Here is a 25,216-nt window from a genome sequence, read left to right as displayed (position 1 = left end):
AGGACACGCACATGTTTCTCGAGATCTTCCGCTTCGAATGGCGACAGCAGCTGCGCTCGCCCCTTTTCTGGCTGGTCGCCGCCGTATTCGGCGCGATGGCCTTCACCCTGACCAGCACCGACGCGGTCGCGCTCGGTGGCGCCGCCGGCAACGTCTGGCGCAACGCGCCGATGGTGACGGTCAAGCTGATGTCGGTGCTGACGGTCTTCAGCATCTTCCTGGTCACGCTGTTCGTTGCTGGTGCGGCGCTGCGCGATTTCGAGGCGCGCACGGCCGAGCTGATGTTCAGCACGCCGGTCTCGCGCGGCGCCTACGTGGGCGGACGCTTCGTGGCCGGCTACCTGGCCTGCCTGGGGATCCTCGTGGTGTGCGCGCTAGGCCTGTGGCTGGGTGGATTGATGCCCTGGGTCGACGCCGCCCGACTGGGCCCGTCGCGCTGGGCCGGCTACCTGTGGTCGCTGGGCGTGATGGTGGCGCCGGCAATGCTGTTCATCGCCGGCCTGCTGTACCTGATCGCCACCACCACCCGTTCGCTGCTCGCTGCCTACATCGGCGTGGTGGTGTATTTCGTGCTCCAGATCGTCACCGGCCTGCTCACCCGCGACGTCAACAACCACTGGCTGGCCGCCATGCTCGACCCGTTTGGCGGTCGCACCCTGGCGATCGTCACGCGCTACTGGTCGGCCGACCAGCTCAACCACGACCTGCCGGCGGTATCCGGCGTGCTGCTGTTCAACCGGCTGCTTTGGGGCGGCGTCGGTGCAGCGATGTTGGTCGCCTCGCTGCTCCTTTTCCGCGCCGACCGCACCGGCTGGCAACCGACGCTGCGCAGGCATCGCCCGGAGCCACCGGTGCTGGCGCCGCCGTCAGCCGTTGCCGTCCCGACCGAACCGGCCAGCGGACTGCGCGCCGCCATGGCGCAGTTGCGGGCGCAATGGACCTTCGACACCCGCGCGGTGCTCGGCGGCGTGCCCTTCGTGGTCATGGCGGCGCTGGCCCTGGTCAACGTGCTGGCGATCCTCGCCCTGTCGGGGCAGCTTTATGGCACACCGACGTATCCGGTGACCCATCGCATGGTGGAAACGGTGGAGGGCGGGTTCCAGGTGATGCTGTACATCATCATCACCTTCTATGCCGGCGAGCTGGTGTGGCGCGAGCGCGGTGTCGGCGTAGCCCAGGTCAGCGACGCGTTTCCCGTACCCGACCTCGTACCGCTGCTGGCCAAGCTGCTGGCGCTGTTCGCGGTGGTGGGCTGCTTCCTCGGCCTGGGAGCACTGGTCGGTATCGGCTGGCAGCTTGCCCACGGCTACACGCATCTGGAGCCCGGCCTGTACCTGGCGACCCTCCTGCTGGACGCGGTGCCCTATCTTCTGCTGGCGGTGCTGGCGGTGTTCTTCCAGACGCTGGCGAACAACAAGTTCCTCGGCTATCTGCTGACCGTGCTGTGGCTGGTGGCCAGCCTGATCGGCTTCGGCCTGCTGCACTGGGAACATCACCTGTACAACTACGGCACCACACCGGCGCTGCCTTATTCGGATCTCAACGGCTTCGGTCACTTCCTGCCGGCGGTGCTCTGGTTCGATGGCTACTGGACCTGCCTGGCCGTGGCGCTGGCCGGCATCGCCGCCCTGTTCTGGGTGCGCGGCACACCGGATGGCTGGCGCGGTCGCTGGCGCGAGGCATGCGCGCGGCTGCGCGGCACGGTCCGGATACTGATCACGGTCGCCCTGCTGGCCTTCGTCGCCACCGGCGCCTGGATCTTCTACAACACCAACGTGCTCAACACGTATCGCAACAGCGAAGAGCTGAACCAGCAGCGCGCCGACTACGAGAAGCAGTACGCCCGCTACGCCGGCTTGGCGCAGCCGCGCATCACTGCTGTGAACGCCGACGTCGATATCGACCCGATGCAACGCCACCTGCACATCGTCGCGCACATGACCCTGGTGAACCGGCATGACGCACCGATCAGCGAGCTGCACGTCAACACCGACACCGACTTCAAGACCACACTCGCCTTCGCCCCTCACGACACGGTGTCGATGGACCGCCGCCTCGGCTACGCCATCTACAAGTTGAAGACGCCGCTGGCGCCAGGTGCATCCATGCCATTCGATGCCACCCTCGACTACGACCCGAAGGGCTTCACCAACGCGCCGGAAGGCCAGTTCCTGGCCCATAACGGCACCTTCTTCAACAGCACCGTGCTGCCGCGCTTCGGCTACCAGCCGGACAACCGGCTCACGGACCGAAACACCCGTCGCAAGTACGGCCTGAAAGAGGACGTCCCGCGCATGCCGCCGCTGGGCGACGAGGCCGCCCGCGCCGACACCTACATCAGCAACGACTCGGACTGGATCCACTTCGAGACCACCGTCTCGACCGCCGACGACCAGATCGCGATGGCCCCGGGCTACCTGCAGAAGGATTGGCGCGCCAACGGCCGACACTACTTCCGCTACGTGATGGACCAGCCGATGCTGGACTTCTTCTCGTGGATATCCGGCCGCTACGCGGTGAGGAAGGATCGCTGGCACGACGTTGCGCTGGAGGTCTACTACAACCCGGATCACGACTGGAACGTGGACGACATGCTGCGGGGCGCGAAGGATGCACTGAGCTACTACACCGCGCACTTCTCACCCTACCAGTTCCGCCAGCTGCGCATCCTGGAGTTCCCGAACTACGCCAGCTTCGCGCAGTCGTTCGCCAACACCATCCCGTTCTCCGAGTCGGTGGGCTTCATTGCCGACCTGCGCGACCCGGCAAAGATCGACTACCCGTATTACGTCACCGCCCACGAGGTGGCGCACCAGTGGTGGGCGCACCAGGTGATCGGTGCCGATATGCAGGGCTCGACCATGCTCAGCGAATCGCTGGCGCAGTATTCGGCGCTGATGGTGATGAAGCATCGCTATGGCGAGCACCAGATGCGCCGATTCCTCCGGTACGAGCTGGACAACTACCTGGCCAGCCGCGCCGGCGATCCGGCCCGGGAGGAGCCGCTGGCCAAGGTCGAGCAGAACCAGCTCTACATCCATTACCGCAAGGCGTCGCTGGTGTTCTATGCGCTGCAGGACTACGTCGGAGAGGACACCGTGGACGCCGTGCTGAAGCAGTTCCTGCACGACAAGGCGTACCAGAACCCGCCGTACACCACCTCGCAGGAGTTCATGGGCTACCTGGAGCGCGGTGTCGATCCGAAGTGGCACCACCTGATCGACGACCTGTTCTGGAAAATCACCTTCTTCGACAACCGCACCACCGAGGCCACCGCGAAGAAACTGCCGGACGGGCGCTACGAGGTGACGATGAAGGTGCATGCCGGCAAGTCGTATGTGGACGAGCACGGCAAGGAGACCCCGGCCACGCCGGACATCCCGGTGGAGATCGGCGTGTTTGCCAAGTCCCCCGGCAAGGGCCTCGACGGCAAACCGCTGTACCTGGCCAAGCGCGTGCTCCCGGCCGGCGACAGCACGGTGACCGTGACCGTGGACGGCGTGCCGGCCGAGGCAGGGGTAGATCCGTACAACGAACTGATCGACCGGATTCCCTCCGACAACCGCCATGCGGTGACGGTGGAATGACTCCGGGGGCGCGGGCTGCCGGCCCGTGCCTCGCCGTCGTCAGCCTGGCTTACCGGCCGATGCCGGAAGGCTGCCCTGCACCACGGTGAGTTCGCGCTGCGGGAACGGGATGCTGATGCCGGCGCCGTCGAACGCCTCCTTCACCGCCTGCAGGAAGTCCGTCTGCGTGGCCCAGAAGTCCGCCGTCACGGTCCAGGCGCGGATCACCAGGTCCACCGAGCTCTCGTTGAGGGTGGTGGGCCACACGCCGGGCGCAGGATCCTTCAGGATGCGCTCGTCGGCGTCGAACAGCTTGCGGATCTCGGCCTTGGCAGCATTGATGTCGTCCTTGTAGCCGATGCCCACGGTCAGCTCGAAGCGCCGGGTGCCGCGACGATTGAAATTGGTGATCGCATCGCCGCCCACCTTGGCGTTCGGCACCACTGCCTCACGGCCGTCAGGCAGCAGCAGCTGGGTGTACATCAGGTTGATCGACTCGACCGTGCCCATCACGCCGCCGACGGTGACGAAGTCGCCCACTCGGAACGGCCGGAACACCGCCAGCAACACGCCCCAGGCGAGATTGCTCAGCGACCCCTGCAGCGACAGGCCGATGGCCAGGCCGCTGGCGCCGAGCGCCGCCACCAACGGTGCCGACGGCACGCCGGCCACCTGCAAGGCGGTGACGATCAGCAAGGTGATCAGCACCCCGTAGAGCAGGTTGCGCAGGAAGCTGGACAGGGTGACGTCGAAACTGGCCCGACCCAGCGCGCGCTCCACCACATTGGCCAGCCGTCTGGCCACCCAAAGGCCGATCAGCAGCACCAGCAACGCCTCGAGCAGACTCAGGCCCATCTGCACCGCCTGGTCGGCGTACTTGTCCCAATTCGCGATCAGATACCGCGATGCGCGCCCGGTGGCGCTGCCGGCAGACGTCGGGTCGATGACAAGGGCGCTGGAAAATCGCATCGGCGTGCTCTCTCGCAATGAAATCGCGAGGAGCCTAGCAGCCGGCAGATCAAGATTTTGCAGGCTGCGCTTACGCAGACGCCGCCGATACCGTGCATCGGCGGCGCTCGTGGGCGCATGGCGCGACCCTCAGCGGGTCGCGAGTTTGTCCTTGTCCGCGACGCGATCCTTATCCTCGCCGATAAGTCGCAGTGGCGATCCATCCGTCAGACGGAAAGTGAACTGGCGCTGCAATTGGTCCAGCTCGCGCAGCTTCGGACAGAGCATTTCGGCGCGCGCCCCGAGACGGTCGGCACGGGCGTTCACCTCCTTGTCGATCGCCTGGTCGAGCGAATCGGCGCGCGCCTCCAGCGCGGCGATCTTCGCCTGATCGCCGCTGAGCGCCGCTTTCACCGCGCCGGCGGTGACCGTACCGACCAGTTCGGAGACCGCGTCCTGGATGCCGCCCTCGAACGAATCCTCCATCGCCTGGCGCGTCCAAACACCGCTGCCGATGCCCGCGTCGAGCTGTGCCATCGCGCGGGTGCGGCTGCGGTTGAGGCGATCGATCAGGCGGCTCCTCGCATCGCCGTCCTCGGCAAAGGTGGTGGCGACCGTGGTCAGCGCATCGAAGCCGATGTCCAGCCCTTCGCGGGCGATCGACGCCACTTCGGGCACCAGGGCGCGCACCGAGCCTTCGTAGCTGCGCAGGCGCGCGGCATCGGCAGCGTCGACCACCACCGGCTTGCCGTCGATACGCAGGCTGCCGTCATGCATGAACACCCGGGTGGGCTCGCCGTCGTCGCGGCTGAACGCGATGCCGGCGTCGCTGATGCGCACGTCGTAATCGGTGTTGAAACTGCAGTGGCCCATGGAGCCGTGGAAGTCGTGTGCCTGGAGCGGCGCCGTGAGCGCCAGAGCGGCGGCGAATGCCAGCCTAAAGATCGTCGTGCGCATGCTGCGCCTCCCCGTGGCGGCCGGCGACAGTGCCGACCCTGCGGCATCACGATGCACCGGTGGCACCGGGCGGCCATGGGCCAGCCGTCATGCCATGCCATCAGTCACTGCAGCGGGGATACGCTCAGTGGGTCGCGCCAGCCAGCGTGCCCATGTCGAGGTGGATCGCCTGCAGGCGCGGCGCCAGCCGGCGCAGGCATTGCGCGGTGTCGATCGGGGCCAGCGCCACGGTCTCCTCGAACAGCCGCACCAGCACCGCCTCCCGGCGCGAGAGCAGCCGGATCCACTGGGTGTCCTTCAGCGGCATGCCGCGCGCCCACCAGCTGGCCAACCGCCGCTGCAGCGGCCCGCGCCATTGCCCGGTGGTGGCCGGCCGGCCACCGCGGGCGCTGAGCTCCATCTGCAGGTCGAGCACGAACAGCTCCAGCGCAGAAGCGTTCTCCAGCAGCACCACGCGCAACCCCGGCTCGGCTACCTGCTGCGCCGCCAGCTGGCACAGCCGCTGCAGATCGATGCTGCGGCGGATCAGCGCGTTGTAGAGCGGTTGTGTTGCCAGCGCCACGGCGTCTGGCCTCCGGGATGAAAGGGGTGCCAACCATGGTCGTCAGCCCGCGCTTAGCCACGCATTAACCCTGCCGATGCCGCCATCCGGGCCTTTAGCTGCCGTTGCGGTTGCCTTGCCTATCTCCCACCCGCGTCGAGCAGCTGCAGCGGACGTCCCTGTGCATCACGCAGGCCCTGCTGCAGCCCGGCCAGCCGCTCGATCGAAGGACACAGCGCATCGATCTGCGGCTGCAACACCTGCAACCGACGCGCAATCCGGGGCTGCAGCGTGGCCGCCAGATCGGTCGCCTGGTCGCGCAGACGGGCCGCCGTATCGAGATCTCCGCTCATCGCCGCCTGCAGCGCCTGCTGACCGAGGTCGCCGGCCACGATCGGACCCAGATCGGCAGCGAACTGGTCGCCCAGCTGGCGGGCGGTGTCGCCCTGCCAGTCGTGCGTGCTTTGGCTGGTGTCGATACGCCGGCGCAACGCATCGGCATCGGTCGCCAGGTGCTGGTCGAGCAGTTGTCGCGTGGCGGGCGCCAGCGACAACCCGGAAGCCTCGTCGCGGATGGCCTGCACCGCCACGTCCACTCCGTGGCCGGCCACCCGGCGCACCCGCGGCAGCAACGCGCGCAGATCGCGGTCGAACAGCGCCACGCGGTCCTGGTCCTCGGCATTCAGCGCCACCGGCACGCCGTCGGTGACCAGCGAACTCCGGCCCATCACCACCCGTGTCGGCGCGGGACCGGCGCGGTCGAACACCAGCCGATCCGGCTGCACGGTGAGGTCGTAACTGCTGCTGGCCGGGCAGTGCAGCGCCAGGGGCGCTGCCTTTACCGCACCGCTGGCGGCAACGGCGGACATCGCGAGGAGAAGGAGTCGGGTGCGCATCGAATCCGTGCCGGGGTCAAAGCGCTCACCGATAACCGGCGTGGGGTCAACCCACCCTGAACCGCACCGGCGACGGGTCAGCCTCCGCCAAGCTTGCTGAGCAGGTGCAGGCTGCCGTCCGGGTTAGCCATGTAGACGCCCTGGCCGGGCAGCGCGTCGAGATTTCCGGTGAGGCCCGGGAGCATGCGCGGTGCATCGAACCAGGGCACGGTCTGCACGGGACCCGGCATGTAGCTGACCCAGTGCCCGGGTCCATCGGAAGGCATGCCCGGAACGCCGAACACGTGGATGCCGAAGACCACCGGCACCATCGCATAACGCTCGGCCGCCGCCTGCCCGGCCGGCAGCGGCTTGAACAACCAGCGTTGCGCCGCACGTTCGGCCGCCCGGCCGAGCAGCTTGCGGTAGCGCTCCATCTGCCAGCGGTTGCCGAGGTAGCGCAGATCGACCTGCTCGGTCGCCACATCCTGCACCCGGCCCTGCGCATCGATACGCAACGCCAGGTAGACCGTGCCGGCCACCTGCGCGGCGACGGCCTGGGGCGGATACTCCGGGTCGATATTGCGGACGAGCCCGCCACGACCGTTCATGCTGCCACCGAAATGCACACCGCGGATCGACAGCACATAGTCGTGCTGGCCCGAGGGCTGCGCCACCACCCTCAGGCTCATCTGCGAGCGCGCCGTCACTGCGTGTCCGTCACGCACCACCGGCTGGAATTGCCAGCGCGCCATATTGCGGTCGATCACATCGACCACCGGCGCAGGCAGCTGTGCCGCATTGTCCAGCGCGTGGCCAACCACCCGACCATCGCTGCCGACGGTGAGCGAACCCAGCACGAGCATGCTCGCTTGGGGTCGTTGCATCTTTGTCGTCCCTGCCACGGACGGGGGAGCGAGGAGCAGGCCAGCCCATGCCAAGCCTGCAACGATACCGATCGCCAGAATCCGACGCATGCTCACACCTCCCTGTGGATGTCACTGCAGTCTATGCCTGCGCGGATGGCACCATCACCGCCGCCGGAACTGCGCCCGCACCTGCGGCCTGCCCAGCCGCCAGATCAGCCAGGCCAGCAGCACGATGGCTACCGCATCGAACCCCAGTGACAGGTGCACTGTGCGCGCCTGCTCAACCAGCAGCGCCGGCGTGGCGGGCACGTCGTGCGGCGCGCTGTTCCAGGCATGCCAGCGGCGCAACAACGTTGCGCCGCTGGCGAACAGGCCCAGGGCGAGCAAGCCCAGCGCGACGCGCAGCACGGGACGCGACCAGCCCTGGCGCAGGATGCCGGCGGCACAGAACACCACCAGCGCCGCGGCCGCGACGAAATAGCCAAGATCCCATGCCAGCATGCCGTGCAACACCGCCCGGGCCTCGTCCGCCAGCGCGGGCTGGGCCAACACGAGCCAGACCCGGCGGGCGTGCACGCCGTATTGCAGCGCGCCGAACGCCGACAGCATCAGCACCAGCCACAGGCCGATACGCCAGAACGCAAAGCCTCGTCCCGGATCGCGCATGCGGTCCATCAGGCGCGCCCCCTCGAGGCGGAACGGATGGGCGAAGCAGACGACGTGCGCATGGATGGATTCCTCTGGAACAGACCACGCAGTGTATCCCCCACAACGCGCAAGGGCGCCACGAGGGCGCCCCTGGCGAAGCTCGCGGGCCAGACCAGCCGCGCAGCGACGGCTTACTCCCGGGTGATGGTGAACTTGCCCACCGAGACGCCGAGGTTGACGCCCTCGCCGGTGCCGGCCAGCGCCAGCGAGGTGGTGCCCTTGGTCAGCACCTGGGCCGTACCGCTCTTGACCACGCCGGCCTCAGCGCCCGCCTGGGCGTAGGAACCGAACACCTCGTCGATGCTGTGCACCTTGCTGATCTCGCCCTTGCCGTTGTCGACGTGATACTTGCCGGCGGTCAACCCACCGCCGACCACCGTGATCTTGACGCGGGCGGACTGGCCGTTGTCGCAGGTGATCGTGCCCGCGCCCTCGGCATGCTTGTAGAGGATCGACCAGCCGGAAAGGCTGTAGGTGAGGTCACACTTGACGCTGGCTTCGGCGGCCTGGGCGCCGGTGGCGCCCATCGCGCCAGCCGTGGCCAGCAGAAGGGCGGCGAGAGCGTGATTGCGCTTGATCATGGTGATCTCCTGTTGATGTCTGGAAGAACGCCCCGTCGGGGCCCCGGCCGCGGCGGGCCTCGCTTGGGTCGTCGCCGGGCCGCGGTGGGGTGGCAGCATCGGGACGCCGGCGTGATGGAGGCGTGCAGCCGAAGCGAGCGTTCAGTGATCCGCTAATGGGGCCGTGGATGCAGCTACGCTGTCGTTCATGTTCCGGGCGACACCGCCCAGTCACGAGAGCACACGGAGCCGCGCCATGCCGTCCCGTATCGAGCCCAGCGCCCCGTCACGACCGGCCCTCGCCCAGGGCCGCGAGATCCTGCGACGCACGATCCACGGCTTCGCCCACGACGAACTCGGTACGCGGGCTGCGGCGCTGGCGTTCTATTCGGCGCTGTCGTTTGCGCCGCTGCTGGTGTTGCTGCTGTGGATCGCCGCATCGCTGCGGCCGGAATGGCAGCAGCAGCTGACCGCCTCGCTGCAGCAACTGGTCGGCCCGCGCGCCTCCGACGCGGTGACCCTGGTGCTGGCCAATGCCCGCGAACGACCCACGGTAGGCAGTTGGGCCGGGTTGATCGGCCTAGGAGTGACCCTGGCCGGTGCTTCGGCTGTTTTCGCCCAGTTGCAGGGCGCGATCAACCGGGTCTGGAACCTGGCCCCCCCGGCCGGGCGGAGCGATCAAGGACTGGCTGCGTGCACGCATGATGGCCCTGGGACTGCTGCTGTCGCTTGCGTTCCTGATGGTGGTTTCGTTCGCCGCCAGCGCGCTGATCGCCATGTTCGTCCGCGGCGACTCGCTGGCCTGGCAGGCGCTGGAGACGCTGATTTCCCTCACCCTGTTCAGCGCACTGTTCGCGGCGATCTTCAAGGTGCTGCCGGACGCACGGATCGCCTGGCCCGACGCCCTGGTGGGCGCGGCGCTGACCGCGGTGCTGTTCGCCATAGGCAAGTTCGGCATCGGCGTCTATCTCTCCCGCAGCGACGTCGGGGGTGCGTACGGGCCGGCCGGCGGGGTGGTGGTGTTGCTGGTATGGGTCTACTACTCGGCGCTGATCCTGCTGCTGGGGGCGGAGCTCACCCAGGCGGTCGCGGAGGTGCGCGGCCACCCGATCGTGCCGCGGCCCCATGCGGTCTGGCGTCATCGACATCCCGAGACGCCCTGAGCACGCCCGCTGCACCGTCCGCTCACGATGCGACCGGAAGACTGTGCACTCCGTTCCGGTCACGCCAGAGGAGTCCGCCATGCCAACTATTCGTCGCCTGCTGGTTTCGGTACTCGCCGGCAGCCTGCTCGCCGGGATCTCGCCCGTGCACGCACAGGATCACCATCACGAGGGCCGTCACCAGGTCTGCGAGAACGTCCGGGTGAAGAACACGCCGAAAGACCGGCACCAGATCGCCGGCACGGCGATCGGTGCCGTGGCCGGCGGACTGCTCGGCCACCAGGTCGGCGGCGGCAAGGGCAAGACCCTGGCAACCATCGGCGGCGCCGTGGCCGGCGGCTACGCCGGCAAGAAGGTGCAGGAGCACCATCAGGACGAACACGCCGGCACGCACATCGAGCGGCGCTGCCACTGGGTCGATCGCCGCTGAGCGATCCGGGTCTCTCCCACGCGGCAGCCGTGGCATGATCGACCCGTTGTCCATGGCAGGTCGCGGAGGTGTCCGGATGTTCAAGTATTCGCTGGTCGGCTATGACGGCTCGGACACGTCCAAGCGCGCATTCGAGCTGGCCATGGCGGTGGCGCGCGCATTCGACGGTCGCGTGCGCGTGGTGTCGGTGCTGCAGGTCACCGAGGCCGGGGCTGATGCCTGCGCGCTGATGATGGCCGACTCGGGCATGGCGCGGGCGCGCGAACTGCTGGATGAGCTGAAGGCGCTGCAGCCGGACGCCGAGGCATTGGTCGACGTGGAACTCACCCATGGCAGCCCGGGCGACGTGCTGATCGGCCAGCTGGAGCAACACGGTTGCGACCACATCGTGATCGGGCACACCGAGCGCGGTGCGCTGGCGCGCTGGTTGCTCGGCTCGGTTTCCGGGGACGTGCTCGCGCGCGCCCACGTACCCGTTACGGTCGTACGCTAGGCATCATCGCCGCCGGGCCGGCGGAAAGGTTTGCCCGCGGCCGTTCCGCCTCCGCGTCGGGGCCACGGGGCAACTTCGTGTGGGCCGGGGTCGGCAGGGGTTAATTCCAGCGGCCATTCCACGCCGTATGCTTGGCGTCATCGATCTGTCATGCGGCGCACCCCGGTGCCCGCGGCCCCGGCAAGGAATCCTCCATTGAGTTACACCCAATCGCTTCCCTGGACGCTGGAGAGCATCGACTTCAGCCGCATCGACAAGGCCCGCGTTCGTCACGACGAGGACCTGTTCTTCCTGCTCTGCAGCGCCTCGTTCGTCGAGAGCGGATCGGACCTGTACACCCACAACCTGGTCGACCATTTCGCCGGCGACCAGGAACTGCAGACCTGGCTCAGCCAGCACTGGGAGCACGAGGAACTGCAGCACGGCCGTGCGCTAGCCACCTACGTGCGGGCGGTGTGGCCGGAGTTCGACTGGGAAGCCGGCTTCAAGGCGTTCTGGGACGAATACGGCGCGATGTGCACCAGCGAACAGCTCGAGTCCTCGCGCGGGCTGGAGCTGGCCGCCCGTTGCGTGGTCGAGACCGGCACCGCCAGCCTCTACCGGGCGCTCAACGACCTCACCGATGAGCCGGTGCTCAAGCAGCTCACCAACCACATCAAGAGCGACGAAGTGCGCCACTACAAGCACTTCTACCAGCACTACCGGCAGTACCGCGAACGCGAGGGTTTCGGTCGCTACCAGGTGTTCCGCGCGATCCTGCGGCGGGTCAACGAGATCAAGAGCGAGGACGGCGACGTGGCCATGCGCCACGTATTCAACCGCTGCTACCCGCAGCACGCTGGCGACGAGGCTGAGTTCCGCCGCATCAACACCCGCGCCCAGGCCCGCCTCAAGCGCAACATCCCGGCCGAGATGACAGTGAAGATGCTGCTCAAGCCGCTGGACTTCCCGGCACGGCTGCAGAACGCGCTGGAAAAGCCCCTGGCCAAGCTGGCCGAGAAGCTGTTCCTGCACTGAGGCAGGCGCAGCGGCCGCCGGTCAGCGGCTCGCCGGCGGCGGCACGGTTGCCGTGTCGCGCGGCTTCTCCTGCACGGTGCGATGTGCCACTTCGGCTTGCTTCAGCTTGGCCACGTCCACCGGCCGGATGCGCGTGATCGTGCACGGGAAGTCGCGTCGCCCGGTCAGCACCTTGTCGAAGCCGACGCTGACCTGGTGCAGGTTGGAGGTGAGGCCGATCGCGTTGGTGAACGGCAGGTCGATGCAGCCCGGCACATCGAGCAACCAGGCCTGATTGGGACGCGCGTAGACCACTACGAGATCGGTGCCCAGCGGCTCCCACGACCACAGCGAGTTGTAGAAGCGGAAACTCGTCTGTGCCGGGCCGGCCGCCGCCTCGTAGTCGGCCCGACGCTGCTGTTCGCTGGGGCGACCGGACAGGCTGGCACATGCGCCCAGGACCATCGGCAGCGCAAGCCAGGCAAACATTCGCAGGTGCTTCATCGCCGTTCTCCTTCGTTCCGTGATGCGTCGACCACGGTCACGCGATGCGAACGCATCGGCGGCCACGGGGTTTACTTCTTCTTTTTCTCCAGCGGCAGCCACTTCGCCGGGTCGAACCCGCCGACTTCGTAGAGCAGCTCCTCGCTGCGGTCGTTGTCCTTGAGGGTGACCTTGAGAGTGATCTTCTTCGCCTTCTTCAACATGGCGATGAAGGCGCTGTCGTCCTTGATCATCAGCGCCGGCTCGCCCGAGGGCGGGGCGAACGCCTTGATGCCGACCGGCTTGCCGTCGAAGGTGGCCGGCAGCGTGCAGGTGCCCTTGCAGACGAAGCCCTTGCCGCTGCCGAACAGGAACGCGCTCTGCCCCCACTCGGTATGCCGGCGCAGCACCATGCGCACCTTGTCGCCCACCGCCGGCTCGCTGTTGTAGATCACCGCGGTGGACTGCGTGCCGCCGGCCATCGGTGCCACCTGGTACAGCCACAGGCCGGCCAGACGGTTCTTCTCGGCGTTCTCGTGGTAGCGCTTGGCGATCTCCGGCAAGGTCTGCTGGACCTCCTTCGCCGCGGCGCTGCCGGGGTAGTCGTGCACGATCTGCTCGCCGAAGGTGGTGGCCATCTCGTCGTTGTGGATGCGCACCAGCTGGCGGTAGGTGTCCAGGTCCCGCTGCGCCGCCTGGTCGATGGCCGGCGCCTTGGCTGCGGAGGCCGCAGGTGCCGGCGCATTGACGCCCCCCTGCTGCGAGCAGCCGGCCGCCAGCAGGGCCAGGCCAACGAAGAAGAGCGAGTTGCGCAGGAAACCGGCAGTCATGGAATGCATCCGCGTGGCAGGACAGATCCCTAGAGTGGAACGAGCCGAGCCGCGCGCGCAACCGCGACGGCTTGGCCGCGGCCGCGGGCGCCCCGATAATCGCCGCTCCCGCCAGGATTCCCCATGTCCGACTCCCCCGCTCCCGCCGGCCACGCGCTGTTCCGGCACCGCGCCTTTGTCGCGTTCTGGTTCGCCCGCATCGCCTCGGGCTTCGGTTTCCAGATGCTCTCGGTGGCCGTCGGCTGGCAGGTCTACGCGATCACCGGACGCGCGCTGGACCTGGGCCTGATCGGCCTGGCCCAATTCATTCCCTCGGTGCTGCTGGCGCTGCCGGCCGGCCACGTGGCCGACCAGTTCGAGCGCCGCCGCATCGTGCTGTTTGGGCAAATCGTCGAGTTTTCCGCGATCGCCGTGCTCGCCGGAGTCACCCTGGCCGGTGCCGTGCACGAGGCGACGATCCTTGCGCTGGTGTTCGCGATCGGCGTGGCCAAGGCGTTCGAATTCCCGGCGATGCAGTCGATGCTGCCGGCGCTGGTGCCGGCGCCGATCCTGCCGCGCGCGATGGCGATGAGCGCATCGGCCGGCCAGGCGGCGATGATCATGGGTCCGGCGCTGGGCGGCTTCCTCTACGTGGCGGGGCCGGGCGTGGTGTACGTGGTGGCCGGTACGCTTTACCTGGTCGCCGCCGGGCTGATGGCCTGGCTGCGCTACGAACGCACGCCGCCGCGGCGCGAACCGGCCACGCTGAAGACCGTGTTTGCCGGCGTGCATTTCATCCGTCGGCGCCCCGACGTACTCGGGGTGATCTCGCTGGACCTGTTCGCCGTGCTGCTGGGCGGCGCCACCGCGCTGCTGCCGATCTTCGCCAGGGACATCCTGCACACCGGCCCGTGGGGTCTGGGCCTGCTGCGCGCGGCGCCGGCGGTGGGCGCGCTGCTGATGTCGCTCTGGCTGGCGCGCCACACCATGCAGCAGCGCGTCGGCATGATCATGTTCGCCTCGGTGGCGGGCTTCGGCCTGGCCACCCTGGTGTTCGCGGTGTCGACCACGCTGTGGCTGTCGCTGGCCGCGCTGTTCGCGCTGGGCGCGTTCGACATGGTCAGCATGGTGATCCGCGGAGCGCTGGTGCAGCTGGACACGCCGGACGACATGCGCGGCCGGGTCAGCGCGGTGAACGCGATCTTCATCAACACCTCCAACCAGCTCGGCGAGTTCGAGTCGGGCCTGCTGGCGGCCTGGGTCGGCGCGGTGCCGGCGACCCTGATCGGCGGTATCGGCACGCTGGTCGTGGTGGCACTGTGGATGGCCTGGTTCCCCTCGCTGCGACGCCGCGAGCAGCTGCAGGAACCTGCGTAGCCGATCCATCGACCGGCAGTGGCGTCGGTGCCACGGTGGCGGCTAGCATCGGGAGATGACCCGTGCCCACCTGCCGCTGACCTCGCTCGCCGCCGCCTGCCTGCTGGCCGCCGCGCCCTTCCACGCATCCGCCGCCGTTACGGCGGCCGCCACGCCACGCATCGAGGTGAGCTTCGCCGCCGACGCACACGCCCAGCCGGTCACTGGCCGCGTCTACGTGGCGGTCAGCCGCGACGACAAGGCCCCGCCGATCGAGCAGACCGACATCACCGGCGTGCCGCTGTTCGGGCACGACGTCGCCGGCCTGAAACCCGGTCATTTCGCGACTATCGATGTAAACGATTACGGCGCACCGCTCGCCAGCCTGCGCGACCTGCCGGCCGGCGACTACTGGATGCAGCCGTTCGTCAACGTCTACACCGAGTTCAAGCGCGCCGACGGCCACACGCTGTGGATGCACATGGACCAGTGGGAAGGCCAGAACTGGAAGCAGTCGCCGGGCAATCTCTACGGCAAGCCGGTGAAGGTGCACTACGACCCGGCCGCGGCCACGCCGATCCATCTGGTCGCCGACCAGGTGATCGCGCCGATCCCGTTCCCCAAGGACAGCGAGTACGTCAAGCGCTTCCGCATCCAGAGCAAGCTGCTGACGAAGTTCTGGGGCCACCCGATCTACCTCGGCGCCACCGTGCTGTTGCCCAAGGGCTACGCCGAGCATCCGAACGTGCGCTACCCGGTGGTCTACGACCAGGGACACTTCTCCACCGATGCGCCGTTCGGCTTCGAGCGCAAGGATTCGAAGATGCGCGCGTTCTGGCTGGACGACGCGAAGCGGCCGCGGGTGATCGTGGTGACGCTGCAACATCCCTCGCCGTTCTACGACGATTCCTACGCGGTGAACTCGCCCAACGAAGGCCCGTTCGACGACGCCATCCACCAGGAGCTGTACCCGGAGATCGCCCGCCGCTTCCGCACCATCGAGCAGCCCTGGGCGCGCATCCTCACCGGTGGTTCCACCGGCGGCTGGATCGCGGTGGCGCAGCAGCTGTTCCATCCGCGCTTCTACGGCGGCACCTATGCGATGTGCCCGGATTCGCTGGACTTCCGCCATCACCAGGTGGTGAACATCTACGACGACGCCAACGCGTACTACGTCGACAAGGGCTGGATGACGGTCGAGCGTGTGGACACGCGCCAGCCGGACGGCAACGTCGACGCGATGATGAAGGACGAGAACCACTACGAGCTGGCGGTCGGCGACCACTCCCGCTCGGGCGGCCAGTGGGATATCTGGGAGGCCGCCTGGGGCCCGATCGGTGCTGACGGCTATCCGCAACGGCTCTGGGACAAGCGCACCGGCGTGATCGACCACCGGGTCGCCGAGTACTGGAAGCAGCACTTCGACCTGCGCTACAGGCTCCAGACGCACTGGGCCACGCTCGGTCCGCTGGTAAGCAGCAAGCTGCACATCTACGTGGGCGATGCCGACACCTTCAACCTCAACATGGGCGTGCATGCGATGGACGCGTTCCTGAAGACCGCCAGCCATCCGCGTTTCGAGGGCTCGATCACCTACCAGCCGATGGCGCCGCACTGCTGGGGGCCAGACGGCGAGGCACTCTACGGGTTGATGACCGGCGACATGCGCGAGCATGCACCGAAGACCGCTACCGACTGGATCTACTGATCCCGCCCGACCGGGCGCCCCGCATGCGCGCCCGCCGATGCCGCGGCGACGGATGGTCGCCGCGCCTGGTACCAGCTGCCGAAGGGTCACGGAGACCCCGCCCCGGCCGCCCCTCCGGACCTTGCTTCGCATGACGACACGGCTTCGCTTCCGCCTCTCTCGCGCCTTGGCGCTGGCCCTGGTTTTCATCGCCCCGGCCGCCAGCGCCGCGATCAACCCGCATGGCCGCACCTGGGCCAACCCGGTGGACGTGGGCTACCGCTACAACTTCGAGCAGATGAACCAGGGCATCTCCTACCGCACCGGCGCCGATCCGGCCGTGGTGCGCTACGGCGATGCGTACTACCTGTTCCAGACCCTGGCCGACGGCTACTGGCACTCCACCGACCTGGTGCACTGGGATTTCGTCACGCCCGACAAGTGGCCATTCGACAGCGAGGTGGCACCGGCCACCCTGGTCGCCGACGGCAAGCTGTTCCTGATGCGCTCGACCACCGACCCGGAACCGTTGCTCTACTCCACCGACCCAGCGCATGGGCACTGGAAGTTCTGGACCCGGCTGATGCCGCCGCTGCCGAATGCGGTGAGCTCTTCCACCGAATACCGGATCAAGCCCGGCCAGCTGCCGCCCGGACCATGGGATCCGGGCCTGTTCCAGGACAACGACGGCAAGGTCTACCTGTACTGGGGTTCGTCCAACGTCTATCCGATGTACGGGCAGCAGATCGACCTCAAGCTCGGCGACGAGACCGAAGGCGAAGGCAAGCGGCTGGCCTGGCTCGGCGCGGCGAAATCGCTGCTGCGGCTGCACCCGGAGCAGCACGGCTGGGAACGCTTCGGTCGCGACCACACCGACGAGACCACCAAGCCCTACATCGAAGGCGCCTGGATGAACCGCCACGGCAACCGCTACTACCTGCAGTACGCGGCACCCGGCACCGAGTACAACGCCTACGCCACCGGCGTTTACACCAGCGATCACCCCTTGGGTCCCTTCACCTACGCGCCGTACAACCCGGTCGGCTACAAGCCGGGCGGTTTCGTGCAGGGTGCCGGCCACGGCTCCACCTTCGATGACGCCTACGGCAACGTGTGGAACACTGGCACCAACTGGATCGGCCTGAACTGGAACTTCGAGCGGCGCATCGATCTCTACCCGGCCGGCTTCCACGACGACGGCCAGATGTGGGTGGACACCCGCTTTGGCGATTTCCCGCAGCGCATGCCCGACCACCGGCTCAAGCCCGGCGAGAGCACCTTCACCGGCTGGATGCTGCTGTCCTGGCACAAGCACGCCACCGCGTCCTCGGAAGTGCCCGGCCATGGTCCGGACCAGGTCACCGACGAGAACCCGCGCAGCTTCTGGCTGGCCGCCTCCAACACCCCCGGCCAGACCCTGACGCTCGACCTCGGCGGCCCGCGCACGGTGGACGCGATCCAGGTGAACTATGCCGATTACCAGTCCGACCGCTACGGCGACGCGCCCGACCTCGTGACCCAGTTCGTGCTGGAAGGCTCGGGCGACGGCAACCACTGGCAGACCCTGGCCGACCTTTCGCACGAGACGCGCGACCACGCCAACGCCTACGTCGAACTCGATACCCCCGCCCACATCCGCTACGTACGCTATGTGCATCGGCACGTCGGTGCGAAGCACCTGGCCATCTCCGACCTGCGCGTGTTCGGCCATGCAGACGGTCCGCCGCCGCCGGCGCCGGTACTGGTCTCGGCAACCCGCGACAAGGACACCCGTGACGCCACCATCACCTGGAAGCCGGTGCCGGGCGCGGTGGGTTACAACGTGCGCTGGGGCCTCACCGCCGATCGCCTGCACGAGACCTACCAGCGCTTCGCCGACCAGCCGACCAGCCTGCAGCTGCGCGCGCTGAGTAGGGGCGTGCGCTATGTGGTGGCGGTGGAGGCGTTCGACGAACGGGGCGTGTCCACGCTGTCGCGCACGATCACGCTCGATCCCTAGCCATCGTCGACGACCGCGCTTGCGGGATCGGGGCCAATCGGCTCTGATCGCGCAAATGATCACCGTCCACCACCTCGAAAACTCGCGCTCGCAGCGCATCCTGTGGCTGCTGGAAGAGCTCGGCCTGCCCTACGAGATCAAGCGTTACGCCCGCGACCGCACGACCATGCTGGCGCCACCCGAATTGCGTGCCGTGCATCCGCTGGGCAAGTCGCCGGTCATCGCCGACGACGAGCTCGTCGTGGCCGAGTCCGGCGCCATCGTCGAGTATCTGGCCGACCGCTACGGCGACGGCCGGTTGCTGGCCGCGCCGGCCACGCCGGAGCGACGGCGCCAGACCTACTGGCTGCACTATGCCGAGGGCTCGGCGATGCCGCCGCTGTTGCTGAAACTGGTGTTCCAACGCGTGGGGAGGGCGCCCGCGCCCTTTTTCGCCCGCCCCATCGTCAGGGACGTGGCGGCCAAGGCACAGCGCGGCTTCGTCGACCCGCAGATCGCCACGCATCTGGACTATATGGAAGGCGAGCTGGGCAAGGCGGCGTGGTTCGCCGGCGAGGCCTTCAGCGTCGCCGACATCCAGCTGAGCTTCCCGCTGGAGGCCGCCGCTGCCCGGGGTGGGCTGACCGACGCGCGCTGGCCTCGCCTGTCCGCCTTCCTCGACCGCATCCACGCCATGCCGGCTTACCGCCGCGCCATCGAGAGGGGCGGCGACTACCGGTTGGGCTGATCTGGCTGAACGGTCGCCGGGCGGCGATTTGTCGCTTCCACGCCCCAGTCACGCGATCGGGCGCAAAGTAGGGACTCCGCCGTTGGCCGCGGTCTCCCGCGGCACCCTTCAAGGAGTCCAGGACCATGAGCCGAACCCGCGATATCGAACGCCATCTCGACGATGCCGGCGACCGTGTGCGCCAGTACGCCAATGGTGCCGCCAGCACCGCCCACGACCTGGTCGAGCGCGGGCGCCGCGCCACCAGCCGGCTGGGCCGCCAGAGCCATGACTACGGCCGGCAGATCACCCGCGCCGCCGAGGATTTCGCCGACGAGGCGAACTACCAGTACCGGCGGCTGCGTCGGCAGGTGAAGCGGCATCCGGCTGCGACCGTGGCCATCGTGGCCGGTACGGTCGGTGCGTTCCTGCTGCTGCGTCGCGCTTTCGCCAGCCGCGACGAGGACTGACCGCGCCGCCGGCTGCAGTCTCCGCGCCCAACAAACAAAAAAGCCCGCTGGAAGGCGGGCTTTTTTGCGAAGAACGACTCCGTCACTGGGTGATGGGATTCGGCTTCTCCGGATCGAGCTTGTACTCCTTGATCGCGCGGGCGACGTCCTTGGCGTTGACCAGGCCGTCCTTCGCCAGCGACGCCAGTGCGGCGTGGGCGATCCAGTAGCGGTCCACCTCGAAGAAGTCGCGCAGGTGGGCGCGGGTGTCCGAACGGCCGAAGCCGTCGGTGCCCAGCACGGTGTAGCGCTTACCCTCGGGAATGAACGCGCGGATCTGGTCGGCGAACTCGCGCACGTAGTCGGTCGCGGCCACCACCGGACCGGCGCGGTCCTGCAGCAGGCCGGTGACATACGGCACGCGCTGCTCGGCTTCCGGATGCAGGCGGTTCCAGCGCTCGGCGTCGAAACCGTCGCGACGCAGCTCGATGAAGCTGGGGCAGGACCAGATGTCGGCGTGCACGCCGAAATCCTTCTCCAGCAGCTCGGCCGCGGCGATCACCTCGCGCAGGATCGTGCCCGAGCCCAGCAGCTGCACGCACGGCGCCTTCGCCTTGCCCTTGCCCTTGCCGTTCCCGTTGGTCGACACGCCGCAGTCGCGGAACAGGTACATGCCCTTGATGATCCCTTCCTCGCAACCGGCCGGCATGTCCGGGTGCTGGTAGTTCTCGTTCATCACGGTCAGGTAGTAGTAGACGTCCTCCTGCTCGGCCATCATCCGGCGCGTGCCGTCCTGCAGGATCACCGCCACCTCGTAGGAGAAGGTCGGGTCGTAGGACTTGACGTTGGGGATCGCGCCGGACATCAGGTGCGAATGGCCGTCCTCGTGCTGCAGGCCTTCGCCGTTCAGCGTGGTGCGGCCGGCGGTGCCGCCGACCAGGAAGCCGCGCGCGCGCATGTCGCCCGCCGCCCAGCACATGTCGCCGATGCGCTGGAAGCCGAACATCGAGTAGTAGATGAAGAACGGCAGCATCGCCACGTTGGAGATGCTGTAGCTGGTGGCCGCGGCCATCCAGGCACCCATGCCGCCGGCCTCGGAGATGCCTTCCTGCAGCACCTGGCCCTTGATGTCCTCGCGGTAGTACAGCAGCTGGTCGGCATCCTGCGGGCGGTACTTCTGGCCGAACGGCGCATAGATGCCGATCTGGCGGAACATGCCCTCCATGCCGAAGGTGCGTGCCTCGTCCGCGACGATCGGCACCACGCGCTCGCCCAGCTGCTTGTCGCGCAGCAACAGGTTCATGCCGCGCACCAGCGCCATGGTGGTGGAGATCTCGCGCTCGCCCGAGCCCTTGGTGATCTGCTCGAAGGCCGACAGCTCCGGCGCAGTGATCTTCTGGTCGGCCTTGCGGCGACGCTGCGGCAGCGAACCGCCCAGCGCCTTGCGGCGCTCGAGCATGTACTGCACTTCCGGCGAGTCCTTGCCCGGGTGGTAGTACGGCACGTCGGCCAGCTTGTCGTCCGGCACCGGGATGTTGAAGCGGTCGCGGAAGTGGCGCACCGCATCGGCGTCGAGCTTCTTCTGCTGGTGGGTCGGGTTCTGCGACTCGCCGGCCGCGCCCATGCCGTAGCCCTTGACCGTCTTGGCCAGGATCACCGTCGGCATGCCCTGGGTGTTCACCGCCTGGTGGTAGGCCGCGTAGACCTTGTGCGGGTCATGGCCGCCGCGGTTGAGGCGCCAGATGTCGTCGTCGGACAGGTTGGCGACCAGCTGCGCGGTCTCCGGGTACTTGTTGAAGAAGTGCTCGCGCGTGTACTTGCCGCCGAACGCCTTGCACGCCTGGTACTCGCCGTCGACGGTTTCCATCATCAGCTTGCGCAGCGTGCCGGAGGTGTCGCGTGCCAGGAGCGGATCCCAGTAGCTGCCCCATACCACCTTGATCGCGTTCCAACCGGCGCCGCGGAACACGCCTTCCAGCTCCTGGATGATCTTGCCGTTGCCGCGCACCGGGCCGTCCAGGCGCTGCAGGTTGCAGTTGATCACGAAGATCAGGTTGTCCAGGCCCTCGCGGCCAGCCAGCGCGATCGCGCCCAGGCTCTCCGGCTCGTCGGTCTCGCCGTCGCCGAGGAAGCACCAGATCTTGCGGTCGCTCTTGGGGATCAGGCCACGGTGCTCCAGATACTTCCAGAACTGCGCCTGGTAGATCGCCTGGATCGGACCTAAGCCCATCGACACCGTCGGCACCTGCCAGTAGTCCGGCATCAGCCACGGATGCGGGTAGGACGACAGGCCGCGGCCCTTGCCCACCACTTCCATGCGGAACAGGTCCATCTGCTCCTCGGCGATGCGGCCTTCGAGGAAGGAACGCGCATACACGCCCGGGCTGGAGTGGCCCTGATGGAACACCAGGTCACCCGGGTGGTCGGCGCTGGGCGCGCGCCAGAAGTGGTTGAAACCGACGTCGTACAGCGTGGCCGAGGAGGCGAAGCTGGCGATGTGGCCGCCCAGCTCGCCCGGCTTGCGGTTGGCGCGCACCACCATCGCCATCGCGTTCCAGCGGATCAGGGTGCGGATGCGCCATTCCATGGTGGCGTCGCCCGGGCTCTTGGCCTCGTTCTGCGGGGCGATGGTGTTGACGTACTCGGTGGTCGGGTCGAACGGCAGGTAGCCGCCGGCGCGCCGGGTGGAGTCGACCATCTTTTCCAGCAGGTAATGCGCGCGCTCGGTGCCGTCGTGGCTGATGACCGCATTGAGCGATTCGATCCACTCGTTGGTTTCGGTGGGATCGATGTCCTGATGGAGGATGTCGTCGAGCTGATCCATGGGGATTGTGTCTCCGCAGCGTCAGGGGATACGCCGCCGTAGGGGGTATGAACGCCGCCCGGACGGGCCAATAGCCTTCCGAGTCTATCGCCAATGACGCAGCGCGCCAATGCGATACGCCAGCGGATGGCCGTCCAAACCCGCATGAAAACCGGGAGGGCGGGTTGTTTTCGTGGATTTGCGATACTTCCCCGCTCGCCGGAACACAGCCATCAAGGGAATGACATGGGAAACCCCGTCTCGCCGACCATCGCCGTTCTCGTGCCCTGCCACAACGAGGGCGTGGCGATCGGGCGCGTCGTCGCCGACTTCCGGCAGGCGCTGCCGCAGGCCACGGTCTACGTCTACGACAACAATTCCACCGACGACACGCGGGCGAAGGCCGCCGCCGCGGGCGCGGTCGTGCGCACGGAGCGGCTGCAGGGCAAGGGGCATGTGGTGCGCCGCATGTTTGCCGACGTCGAGGCCGACATCTACGTGCTGGTGGATGGCGATGCCACCTACGACGCTGCCGCTGCACCGGCGATGATCGGGCTGCTGCGCAGCGACGGGCTGGACATGGTGGTGGGCAGCCGCCGCACCGACGAGGCCACGGCCTACCGGCAGGGTCACCGCTTCGGCAACCGCCTGCTGACCGGACTTACCTCATGGCTGTTCGGCCGATCCTTCAGCGATATCCTGTCCGGCTACCGGGTGTTTTCACGACGCTTCGTGCGCTCCTGCCCGCCCCTGTCGGGTGGCTTCGAGGTCGAGACCGAGCTGGCCGTCCATGCGCTGGAGCTGCGACTGCCTGTGACCGAGGTCCCTACCCGCTACGGCAGCCGCATGGCCGGATCGCACAGCAAACTCAACACGTGGAGGGATGGCTGGCGGATCCTGATGACGATCGTGCGGCTGGCCAAGAACGCCCGGCCGCTGCTGTTCTTTTCCAGCCTTGCCGGGCTGGCCGTCGCAACCGCCGTCGTGCTGGCCGTGCCGCTGATCACCACCTACGTGCGGACCGGACTGGTGCCACGCTTCCCGACCGCCATCCTGTGCGCTTCGCTGGTGGTGCTCGGCTCGGTGTTCCTGGCCTGCGGCCTGATCCTCGATACCGTAACCGTCGGGCGGCGGGAGCAAAAATGGCTGGCCTACCTGGCCTGCGACCGGGTCCCTGCGGTCACCGACGCCGCATGACCGCGCCACGCCGGAAGCGTCTGGACGAGCGTTGGCCCTGGGTGCTCGGCGGCTGCCTCGCCGCGGGCACGCTGCTCGCCCTGTGCCTCGGGCAGGATGCGAGCTGGGACCTGCGCAACTACCACCTGTACAACGCCTGGGCCTGGCTGAACGGGCGAGAGTCGATCGACATCGCCGCGGCGGGGTTGCAGAGCTGGTTCAATCCCGCGCTCGATCTGCCTTACTACCTGCTAGCAACCGGTCCGTTGCAGCATGCTCCGCGCTGGCTGGCGGCGCTGCAGGGGCTGTGGTTCGGCCTGCTGGCGTTTCTGGTGTTCCGCATCGCCGCCACTTTCGCGCGCCTGCAGCGAAGGCGCTTCGGTACGGCCGACGCGATCGCCGTGGCCATCGGCGTCACCGGCACCATGGCGGTATCGCAGACCGGCCTGACCACCAACGAACTGCCGACTGCCTGCCTGGTCCTGGCCGGCATAGCGTTGCTGCTGCACGCGCTCGGCAACCCCGACGGGCCACCCTGGCGAACTTTGCTGCTGGCCGGCCTCTGCACCGGGCTGGCCGCCGGACTCAAGCCGACGGCGATCGTCTATCCGGTGGCTGCCGGGTTCGCCGCAGCGGCCACGCTGCGTCCATGGCGATGCGCCGGACGCGGCTTCATCGCGCTGGCGCTGGGTAGCGGCGGCGGCTTCCTGCTGGCTTACGGATGGTGGGGCTGGCACCTGTACCAGAGCATCGGCAACCCGGCATTCCCGATGTTCAACCAATGGTTCCACTCGCCCTGGGCGCCTGCCACCAGCATGACCGATACCCGCTTTCTGCCTCGCAGTCCGGAGCAATGGCTGGCCTATCCGTTCTACTGGCTTCGCCGCAACCAGGCGCTGGTGACCGAGGCTCGGTTCGCCGATCCTCGCTATGCGTTGGCTTTTCTGGCGGTGCTGGCGCTGCCAGCCCTGCGCCTGTGGAGCAGGCGCGACCCGCCGGGTGGACCCGCGCTGGGATTTCTAGCGGTGTTCTGGGCACTGGCCTACCTGCAGTGGCTGGGACTGTTCTCGATCCTGCGCTACGCGATTCCGCTGGAATCCCTTTCGGGCGTGATGGCGCTGGGCGTCCTGCGCCGTGCCTGGCCCGATCCCGATGGAGGCGTCTCCAGAACCGCTCGCCGCGCCATCGGGGCATGCGCGTTGCTCTGCCTTGCGCTGACGCACTATCCGAACTGGGGTCGTGTGCCGTTTTCGCGCCAGCCGGTCGAGGTGAGCGCCCCCCGCCTGCCGGCGCACAGCCTGGTGATGCTGGTGGGGATGCCGCTGGCTTACCTGCCACCGCTGTTGCCGCAGGATTCCCACGCGCGCTACGTGGGCCTGAACTGGTTCACTGATGCGACACGCGGCTACCGCCTGTATGACGCGATCGAGCAGGCGGTACGGGCACACAACGGGCCGCGTTACGCGCTGCTCAGCCCGGATGCCACCACCCAGGATCAAGGCATGCTCGGACAGCTCCTGCCGGGCTACCGGCTGGACGACTGCCGACCCGTGACCAGCAACCTCGAGCGGGACCGGCGCGGTCGCCCACCGATCCATCCGGTCGAGCTGTGCCGCATGGTGCCGGCCGCCCCCGTCTGACG

General features: G+C 67.9%; 22 protein-coding genes and 1 pseudogene. 13 read left to right on the top strand and 10 right to left on the bottom strand.

What is annotated here, in order from left to right; translation table 11 throughout:
• Positions 1–11 precede the first annotated feature (11 nt).
• Positions 12–3,587 carry a M1 family aminopeptidase gene (locus NC595_RS19210; protein WP_253569002.1) on the top strand — a complete coding sequence of 1,192 codons (3,576 nt, stop codon included), beginning with the start codon at positions 12–14 and terminating at the stop codon, positions 3,585–3,587.
• A 39-nt stretch (positions 3,588–3,626) separates the two neighbouring features.
• Here NC595_RS19210 and NC595_RS19205 read toward each other — a convergent pair whose 3' ends face one another.
• The 7 genes from NC595_RS19205 to NC595_RS19175 all read right to left on the bottom strand — a co-directional run bounded on the left by NC595_RS19205 (position 3,627) and on the right by NC595_RS19175 (position 9,045).
• Positions 3,627–4,535 (bottom strand): mechanosensitive ion channel family protein, encoded by a 909-nt coding sequence (locus tag NC595_RS19205; RefSeq protein WP_253569001.1) that lies wholly within the window; start codon positions 4,533–4,535, stop codon positions 3,627–3,629.
• A 129-nt stretch (positions 4,536–4,664) separates the two neighbouring features.
• Positions 4,665–5,471, bottom strand: coding sequence for a DUF2884 family protein (locus tag NC595_RS19200; RefSeq protein WP_253569000.1), 807 nt, complete (start codon positions 5,469–5,471; stop codon positions 4,665–4,667).
• A gap of 124 nt (positions 5,472–5,595) precedes the next feature.
• A complete protein-coding gene (locus NC595_RS19195; RefSeq protein WP_253568999.1) occupies positions 5,596–6,033 on the bottom strand; it encodes a ferritin family protein in 438 nt (145 codons plus the stop codon).
• Positions 6,034–6,152: 119 nt separating this feature from the next.
• The gene (locus NC595_RS19190) at positions 6,153–6,908 is read right to left on the bottom strand and encodes a DUF2884 family protein (protein ID WP_253568998.1); all 756 of its coding nucleotides are present in this window, start codon (positions 6,906–6,908) and stop codon (positions 6,153–6,155) included.
• 77 nt (positions 6,909–6,985) lie between these two features.
• Positions 6,986–7,774 carry an energy transducer TonB gene (locus NC595_RS19185; RefSeq protein ID WP_253568997.1) on the bottom strand — a complete coding sequence of 263 codons (789 nt, stop codon included), beginning with the start codon at positions 7,772–7,774 and terminating at the stop codon, positions 6,986–6,988.
• Between the two features lie 144 nt (positions 7,775–7,918).
• Positions 7,919–8,431 carry a hypothetical protein gene (locus NC595_RS19180; protein ID WP_253568996.1) on the bottom strand — a complete coding sequence of 171 codons (513 nt, stop codon included), beginning with the start codon at positions 8,429–8,431 and terminating at the stop codon, positions 7,919–7,921.
• A gap of 164 nt (positions 8,432–8,595) precedes the next feature.
• Positions 8,596–9,045: a hypothetical protein gene (locus NC595_RS19175; RefSeq protein WP_253568995.1), complete on the bottom strand. Its 450-nt coding sequence runs from the start codon at positions 9,043–9,045 to the stop codon at positions 8,596–8,598.
• 187 nt (positions 9,046–9,232) lie between these two features.
• Here NC595_RS19175 and NC595_RS19170 point away from each other — a divergent pair.
• From NC595_RS19170 to NC595_RS19150, 5 genes and pseudogenes are all read left to right on the top strand, one after another.
• A pseudogene (locus NC595_RS19170) lies at positions 9,233–9,622 on the top strand (YhjD/YihY/BrkB family envelope integrity protein); the annotation flags it as partial.
• 103 nt (positions 9,623–9,725) lie between these two features.
• The gene (locus NC595_RS19165; RefSeq protein WP_253568994.1) at positions 9,726–10,187 is read left to right on the top strand and encodes a YhjD/YihY/BrkB family envelope integrity protein; all 462 of its coding nucleotides are present in this window, start codon (positions 9,726–9,728) and stop codon (positions 10,185–10,187) included.
• A 79-nt stretch (positions 10,188–10,266) separates the two neighbouring features.
• Complete coding sequence (locus NC595_RS19160; RefSeq protein WP_253568993.1) at positions 10,267–10,617, top strand: glycine zipper 2TM domain-containing protein; 351 nt, start codon at positions 10,267–10,269, stop codon at positions 10,615–10,617.
• 76 nt (positions 10,618–10,693) lie between these two features.
• Entirely contained in the window at positions 10,694–11,110 is a 417-nt protein-coding gene (locus NC595_RS19155; RefSeq protein WP_253568992.1) for a universal stress protein, read from the top strand.
• Positions 11,111–11,305: 195 nt separating this feature from the next.
• The gene (locus tag NC595_RS19150; RefSeq protein ID WP_253568991.1) at positions 11,306–12,127 is read left to right on the top strand and encodes a ferritin-like domain-containing protein; all 822 of its coding nucleotides are present in this window, start codon (positions 11,306–11,308) and stop codon (positions 12,125–12,127) included.
• Between the two features lie 21 nt (positions 12,128–12,148).
• Here NC595_RS19150 and NC595_RS19145 read toward each other — a convergent pair whose 3' ends face one another.
• Positions 12,149–12,610, bottom strand: a complete 462-nt coding sequence (locus NC595_RS19145; protein WP_253568990.1) for a DUF6491 family protein — start codon at positions 12,608–12,610, stop codon at positions 12,149–12,151.
• 71 nt (positions 12,611–12,681) lie between these two features.
• The gene (locus NC595_RS19140) at positions 12,682–13,419 is read right to left on the bottom strand and encodes a hypothetical protein (RefSeq protein ID WP_253568989.1); all 738 of its coding nucleotides are present in this window, start codon (positions 13,417–13,419) and stop codon (positions 12,682–12,684) included.
• A gap of 123 nt (positions 13,420–13,542) precedes the next feature.
• On the opposite strand from NC595_RS19140, the gene NC595_RS19135 reads away from it, so the two are divergent.
• From NC595_RS19135 to NC595_RS19115, 5 genes are all read left to right on the top strand, one after another.
• The gene (locus tag NC595_RS19135; protein WP_253568988.1) at positions 13,543–14,775 is read left to right on the top strand and encodes an MFS transporter; all 1,233 of its coding nucleotides are present in this window, start codon (positions 13,543–13,545) and stop codon (positions 14,773–14,775) included.
• 55 nt (positions 14,776–14,830) lie between these two features.
• Entirely contained in the window at positions 14,831–16,462 is a 1,632-nt protein-coding gene (locus tag NC595_RS19130; RefSeq protein WP_253568987.1) for an alpha/beta hydrolase-fold protein, read from the top strand.
• Between the two features lie 130 nt (positions 16,463–16,592).
• Positions 16,593–18,440 (top strand): family 43 glycosylhydrolase, encoded by a 1,848-nt coding sequence (locus tag NC595_RS19125; RefSeq protein WP_253568986.1) that lies wholly within the window; start codon positions 16,593–16,595, stop codon positions 18,438–18,440.
• 55 nt (positions 18,441–18,495) lie between these two features.
• Positions 18,496–19,167, top strand: coding sequence for a glutathione S-transferase family protein (locus NC595_RS19120; RefSeq protein ID WP_253568985.1), 672 nt, complete (start codon positions 18,496–18,498; stop codon positions 19,165–19,167).
• Between the two features lie 125 nt (positions 19,168–19,292).
• Positions 19,293–19,616 (top strand): hypothetical protein, encoded by a 324-nt coding sequence (locus NC595_RS19115; RefSeq protein ID WP_253568984.1) that lies wholly within the window; start codon positions 19,293–19,295, stop codon positions 19,614–19,616.
• A gap of 82 nt (positions 19,617–19,698) precedes the next feature.
• Here the strand turns inward: NC595_RS19115 and aceE are convergent, their stop codons facing one another.
• A complete protein-coding gene (aceE, locus tag NC595_RS19110) occupies positions 19,699–22,419 on the bottom strand; it encodes a pyruvate dehydrogenase (acetyl-transferring), homodimeric type (protein ID WP_253568983.1) in 2,721 nt (906 codons plus the stop codon).
• A 225-nt stretch (positions 22,420–22,644) separates the two neighbouring features.
• Here aceE and NC595_RS19105 point away from each other — a divergent pair, with 225 nt between their 5' ends.
• The gene (locus NC595_RS19105) at positions 22,645–23,595 is read left to right on the top strand and encodes a glycosyltransferase family 2 protein (RefSeq protein WP_253568982.1); all 951 of its coding nucleotides are present in this window, start codon (positions 22,645–22,647) and stop codon (positions 23,593–23,595) included.
• Entirely contained in the window at positions 23,592–25,214 is a 1,623-nt protein-coding gene (locus tag NC595_RS19100; protein ID WP_253568981.1) for a DUF2029 domain-containing protein, read from the top strand. Before NC595_RS19105 ends, NC595_RS19100 begins: the two co-directional genes overlap by 4 nt.
• Positions 25,215–25,216: the final 2 nt, after the last annotated feature.

The sequence above is a fragment of the Dyella lutea genome, from assembly GCF_024158035.1.
GTDB classification, from domain to species: Bacteria; Pseudomonadota; Gammaproteobacteria; order Xanthomonadales; family Rhodanobacteraceae; genus Dyella_A; species Dyella_A lutea.
The sequence above is the reverse complement of the archived record's forward strand: the minus strand, read 5'-3'. Positions and strand labels throughout refer to the sequence as shown.

Excerpts from the sequence above, each read along its gene's own strand:
- NC595_RS19210 (WP_253569002.1), top strand. The coding sequence starts at position 12 with ATGTTTCTCGAGATCTTCCGCTTCGAATGGCGACAGCAGCTGCGCTCG.
- NC595_RS19205 (WP_253569001.1), bottom strand. The coding sequence starts at position 4,535 with ATGCGATTTTCCAGCGCCCTTGTCATCGACCCGACGTCTGCCGGCAGC.
- NC595_RS19200 (WP_253569000.1), bottom strand. The coding sequence starts at position 5,471 with ATGCGCACGACGATCTTTAGGCTGGCATTCGCCGCCGCTCTGGCGCTC.
- NC595_RS19190 (WP_253568998.1), bottom strand. The coding sequence starts at position 6,908 with ATGCGCACCCGACTCCTTCTCCTCGCGATGTCCGCCGTTGCCGCCAGC.
- NC595_RS19185 (WP_253568997.1), bottom strand. The coding sequence starts at position 7,774 with ATGCAACGACCCCAAGCGAGCATGCTCGTGCTGGGTTCGCTCACCGTC.
- NC595_RS19180 (WP_253568996.1), bottom strand. The coding sequence starts at position 8,431 with ATGGACCGCATGCGCGATCCGGGACGAGGCTTTGCGTTCTGGCGTATC.
- NC595_RS19175 (WP_253568995.1), bottom strand. The coding sequence starts at position 9,045 with ATGATCAAGCGCAATCACGCTCTCGCCGCCCTTCTGCTGGCCACGGCT.
- NC595_RS19165 (WP_253568994.1), top strand. The coding sequence starts at position 9,726 with ATGATGGCCCTGGGACTGCTGCTGTCGCTTGCGTTCCTGATGGTGGTT.
- NC595_RS19160 (WP_253568993.1), top strand. The coding sequence starts at position 10,267 with ATGCCAACTATTCGTCGCCTGCTGGTTTCGGTACTCGCCGGCAGCCTG.
- NC595_RS19155 (WP_253568992.1), top strand. The coding sequence starts at position 10,694 with ATGTTCAAGTATTCGCTGGTCGGCTATGACGGCTCGGACACGTCCAAG.
- NC595_RS19145 (WP_253568990.1), bottom strand. The coding sequence starts at position 12,610 with ATGAAGCACCTGCGAATGTTTGCCTGGCTTGCGCTGCCGATGGTCCTG.
- NC595_RS19140 (WP_253568989.1), bottom strand. The coding sequence starts at position 13,419 with ATGACTGCCGGTTTCCTGCGCAACTCGCTCTTCTTCGTTGGCCTGGCC.
- NC595_RS19135 (WP_253568988.1), top strand. The coding sequence starts at position 13,543 with ATGTCCGACTCCCCCGCTCCCGCCGGCCACGCGCTGTTCCGGCACCGC.
- NC595_RS19130 (WP_253568987.1), top strand. The coding sequence starts at position 14,831 with ATGACCCGTGCCCACCTGCCGCTGACCTCGCTCGCCGCCGCCTGCCTG.
- NC595_RS19125 (WP_253568986.1), top strand. The coding sequence starts at position 16,593 with ATGACGACACGGCTTCGCTTCCGCCTCTCTCGCGCCTTGGCGCTGGCC.
- NC595_RS19120 (WP_253568985.1), top strand. The coding sequence starts at position 18,496 with ATGATCACCGTCCACCACCTCGAAAACTCGCGCTCGCAGCGCATCCTG.
- NC595_RS19115 (WP_253568984.1), top strand. The coding sequence starts at position 19,293 with ATGAGCCGAACCCGCGATATCGAACGCCATCTCGACGATGCCGGCGAC.
- aceE (WP_253568983.1), bottom strand. The coding sequence starts at position 22,419 with ATGGATCAGCTCGACGACATCCTCCATCAGGACATCGATCCCACCGAA.
- NC595_RS19105 (WP_253568982.1), top strand. The coding sequence starts at position 22,645 with ATGGGAAACCCCGTCTCGCCGACCATCGCCGTTCTCGTGCCCTGCCAC.
- NC595_RS19100 (WP_253568981.1), top strand. The coding sequence starts at position 23,592 with ATGACCGCGCCACGCCGGAAGCGTCTGGACGAGCGTTGGCCCTGGGTG.